The organism is uncultured Oscillibacter sp., assembly GCF_900546705.1.
In the GTDB taxonomy this organism is placed as follows: domain Bacteria; phylum Bacillota; class Clostridia; order Oscillospirales; family Oscillospiraceae; genus Oscillibacter.
On sequence record NZ_URDP01000080.1, the window covers coordinates 1 to 3,494 of the forward strand.

Sequence of the window (3,494 nt, forward strand, 5' to 3'; positions counted from 1 at the left end):
GCCGGAGAGAACATGCGCATCTGCGCCTTCCTCTGGACCTACTACGGCTACCCCAACTCCAACTACGAGGGGGTCAACGTGGAGGTCATGCGCTACCGCAACGGCGAGATCATGGCCCGGGACGAGGTCCAGAAGGGTCAGCTGCCCAAGGTGGACTATGTGGCCGGTGTGCCCGATTCCGGCGTACCCCACGCCATCGGTTTTGCTAACCGCAGCGGCAAGCCCTTTGCCCGCCCCTTTGTCAAATATACCCCCACCTGGCCCCGCTCCTTCATGCCCGCTAACCAGGCGGCCCGCAACCAGGTGGCCAAGATGAAACAGATCCCCGTACCCGAGCTTATCGAGGGCAAAAAGCTGCTCTTTGTGGACGACTCCATTGTCCGCGGCACCCAGCTGCGGGAGACCGTGGATTTCCTCTATGAGTCCGGCGCGGAGGAAGTGCATATGCGCTCGGCCTGCCCCCCCATTATGTATGGCTGCAAGTACCTCAATTTCTCCCGCAGCAACTCCGACATGGAGCTGCTGGCCCGGCGTACCATCCAGAGCCTGGAGGGCGACGAGGGACAGCAGCACCTGGAGGAATATGCCGACTCCTCCACGGAGCGAGGCCAGTGTATGCTTAAGGCCATCTGTAAGGAAATGGGCTTTGATTCTCTGGGCTATCAGTCCCTGGAGGGCCTGCTGGAGGCCATCGGCATCGACCGCGACAAGATCTGCACCTACTGCTGGACCGGGAAGGAGTAATTCCCTCCCGGTTTCCAATCTTTCACTCCATAGGAGGGCTTTGACATGAACGAATCCCATTCCGCGTCCTACGCCGCCGCCGGCGTTAACATCGAGGCCGGCTACGAGGGCGTCCGGCTCATGCGCAAGCACGTGGAGCGCACCATGATCCCCGGCGTGGTCTCCGGCATCGGCGGCTTCGGCGGATTGTTCGCGCCGGACCTTGCCGGGATGCAAAAGCCCGTGCTGGTCTCCGGCACCGACGGCGTGGGCACCAAGCAGCGCATCGCCCAGCTGCTGGACAAGCACGACACCGTGGGCATCGACTGCGTGGCCATGTGCGTCAACGACATCATCTGCTGCGGCGCCAAGCCGCTTTTCTTCCTGGACTACATCGCCATCGGCAAAAACGAGGCGGAAAAAGTCGCCACCCTGGTCTCCGGCGTGGCGGAGGGCTGCTGCCAGGCCGGCTGCGCCCTCATCGGCGGCGAGACCGCCGAGCACCCGGGCGTCATGGCCCCCGACGACTACGATCTGGCGGGCTTCTCCGTGGGAATCGTGGACGAGCCCAAGATCATCAACCACGATACCATGCGCCCCGGCGACGTGATTTTGGCCCTGCCCTCCTCCGGCATCCACTCCAACGGCTACTCCCTGGTGCGCAAGGTGTTCGACGTGGAGCACGCGGACCTGGGCGTCTACTCCGACGAGCTGGGCATGACGCTGGGCGAAGCGCTGCTGACCCCCACGAAGATCTATGTCAAGCCGGTGCTCCGGTGCATGGAGGCGGTGGCCGTCAAGGGCGTCAGCCACATCACCGGCGGCGGCTTCTTTGAAAACATCCCCCGGTGCCTCCCCGACGGTCTCGGCGCCCGCATCCGTCTGGACGCCGTCAAGACGCCCCCCATCTTCTCCATGATCGCCTCCGCCGGGGATGTTCCCCAGCGGGACATGTTCAACACCTTCAACATGGGCGTGGGCATGACCGTGGTGGTGGCCCCGGAGGACGCCGACAAGGCTATCGCCGCCCTGGACTGCGGCGCCTACGTGATCGGCGAGATCGCCAAGAGCGAAGAGCGGGTGGTGCTATGCTGAAGCAGGCCCGCATTGCCGTGTTCGTCTCCGGCGGCGGCACCAATTTGGAGGCGCTGCTCCAGGCCCAGGAGCGGGGCGACATCCCCCACGGCCAGATCGTGCTGGTGTGCGCCAGCAATCCCGAGGCCTACGCCCTGACCCGGGCGGCCAACCACGGGGTGGACGCCGCGGCCTTTTCCAAAAAGCAGATGTCCCAGGCAGACTTCGAGTCCGCCCTCCAGGGAAAGCTCACAGAATACCACATCGACCTCATCATCCTGGCGGGCTTTTTGTCCATCCTCTCGGCGGACTTCGTCTCCCGCTGGGACGGCCGCATCCTCAACGTCCACCCCTCATTGATCCCCGCCTTCTGCGGCAAGGGCTTCTACGGCCTCCATGTCCACGAGGCAGCCCTAGAGCGGGGGGTGAAGGTCACCGGCGCCACCGTCCACCTGGTCAATGAGATCCCGGACGGGGGCCGTATTCTGCTGCAAAAGGCCGTGGAGGTGCTGCCCGGCGACACGCCGGAAACGCTGCAGCGGCGGGTCATGGAGCAGGCCGAGTGGGTGCTGCTGCCCCGGGCCGCGGAGCTTTTGAGCGCGGAACTTACAAAGGAGAACTGATATGAACGATTCCTACACGCCGCTGGATCTTTGCCAGCTGCTTGCGTCCAACCCCTACCCCGGCCGGGGCATCGTGCTGGGAAAGACCGCCGACGGAAAAACGTCCGTGGCCGCCTACTTCATCATGGGCCGCAGCGCCAACAGCCGCAACCGGGTCTTCGTGGAAGAGCCCGACGGCATCCGCACCCAGGCCTACGACCCCAGCAAGGTGGAGGACCCCAGCCTTATTATCTACCACCCCGTCCGCCAGCTGGGCCGGGGCCTCATCGTCACCAACGGCGACCAGACCGACACCATCCGGGACTTCCTGGAGCGGGGCCTTCCCATGGAGCAGGCTCTGCGGACCCGGGAGTTTGAGCCTGACGGCCCCAACTGGACGCCCCGCATCTCCGGCCTTCTCAGCCCCGACGGCAGCTACAAGCTCTCCATTTTGAAGTCCGCCGACGCCGACGGCTCCGGCTGCCTGCGCCAGACCTTTGAGTATCCCGGCCAGGCGGGGAAAGGCCACTTCCTCCACACCTACGTCACCGACGGCAACCCCATCCCCACCTTCCAAGGGGAACCGGAGCTGGTGGCCGTGGACGGAGATATCGACACCTTCACCGACGCCGTGTGGAACGCCCTGAACCCGGACAACAAGATCTCCCTGTTCGTCCGGTTCACGGACCTTGCAACCGGCGCCTTCACCCAGCGCATCGTCAACAAATATCAGTAAAGGAGCGGGAATCATGACAGAACTGGAACTCAAATACGGCTGCAACCCCAACCAGAAGCCCTCCCGCATCTTTATGCGGGACGGGAGCGACCTGCCCATCACCGTCCTCAACGGCAAGCCCGGCTACATCAACTTTCTCGACGCCCTGAACTCCTGGCAGCTGGTCCGGGAGCTCAAGGCCGCCACCGGACTGCCCGCCGCCGCTTCCTTCAAGCACGTCTCCCCCGCCGGCGCCGCCGTGGGCCTTCCCCTGACGGACGTGGACAAGAAGATCTACTTTGTGGATGAGGCGGCGGAGCTGACTCCCATCGCCTGCGCCTACATCCGGGCCCGGGGCGCCGACCGGCTGTGCTCCTACG

3 protein-coding genes and 2 pseudogenes are annotated in these 3,494 nt (G+C 64.5%); all 5 read left to right on the top strand.

Going from position 1 to position 3,494, the window contains the following annotated elements; all coding sequences use genetic code 11:
* Positions 1–744: pseudogene (locus tag QZS13_RS10115) on the top strand (amidophosphoribosyltransferase); the annotation flags it as partial.
* A gap of 45 nt (positions 745–789) precedes the next feature.
* Entirely contained in the window at positions 790–1,818 is a 1,029-nt protein-coding gene (gene purM / locus QZS13_RS10120) for a phosphoribosylformylglycinamidine cyclo-ligase (protein ID WP_295588585.1), read from the top strand.
* Positions 1,812–2,420 (top strand): phosphoribosylglycinamide formyltransferase, encoded by a 609-nt coding sequence (gene purN / locus QZS13_RS10125; protein ID WP_295588587.1) that lies wholly within the window; start codon positions 1,812–1,814, stop codon positions 2,418–2,420. The genes purM and purN overlap by 7 nt, the downstream gene beginning before the upstream one ends.
* A gap of 1 nt (position 2,421) precedes the next feature.
* Positions 2,422–3,135: an IMP cyclohydrolase gene (locus QZS13_RS10130; RefSeq protein ID WP_295588588.1), complete on the top strand. Its 714-nt coding sequence runs from the start codon at positions 2,422–2,424 to the stop codon at positions 3,133–3,135.
* Positions 3,136–3,148: 13 nt separating this feature from the next.
* Positions 3,149–3,494 (top strand): annotated as a pseudogene (locus QZS13_RS10135) (phosphoribosylaminoimidazolecarboxamide formyltransferase); the annotation flags it as partial.